The 580-nt window shown below is 74.0% G+C and carries 1 protein-coding gene and 1 pseudogene; both read right to left on the reverse strand.

Translation table 11 applies throughout. The features are described 5' to 3' along the window. Positions 1–394 (reverse strand): insulinase family protein (locus tag VTU_RS26190; protein ID WP_438873576.1); only part of this gene is annotated, 394 nt, incomplete at its 3' end. Between the two features lie 42 nt (positions 395–436). Continuing rightward, positions 437–580: pseudogene (locus tag VTU_RS32595) on the reverse strand (insulinase family protein); the annotation flags it as partial.

The following is a 580-nucleotide window of genomic DNA, read 5'->3' on the forward strand; positions in this document are numbered from 1 at the left end:
CCGCCAGGCGCGCGGCGTGTTCGAGCAGCGGCGCGTCGGTCAGTGTGCGCAGCCAGTAGTGCAGTGTGTCGTTGTCGGCCCGGGCCTCGAAGCCCGCGCCCAGGTCGGCCCAGGCTTCGCCCAGGGCGTTCTCGTCCAGCGGCGGCTCGGCGCCCTTGCCCTGCACGCCCTTGCTGGCCATGGTGGCCACGGCGCCGGCCAGGCCCGCCTGCGCGGCCGGGTCGCGGCGGCTGCCCGCGTCAAAGTCGATCTGCACGTCCACCATGGGGATCACCGGGCTGTGCACCAGCCAGACCCGGGCGCCGCCCGGCTCCGTCCAGTGCTCGATGGGCAGGAGCGCCCAGGCGCATGGGGAGGAGAAGAACCAGGCGGCGCCCATGAGCAGGGCGCGCATGGCGGCGATGTGTTGGGTGCTGCGCATGGGAAATGGGCGGGTTCAACGGAGGGTCGTGCCGGGGGGGAGCACGGGGCGCCCGCGCGGGGCGTCGAGGGGTTGCGGCAGCAGGGTGGCCACGGTCAGCTGGTCGTCACCAAAGTACTTCGCGGCCACGGCCTGCACCTGCGCGGAGGTGACCGTGCG

The sequence above is a fragment of the Verminephrobacter aporrectodeae subsp. tuberculatae At4 genome, assembly GCF_000193225.1.
Taxonomy (GTDB): domain Bacteria; phylum Pseudomonadota; class Gammaproteobacteria; order Burkholderiales; family Burkholderiaceae_C; genus Acidovorax; species Acidovorax aporrectodeae.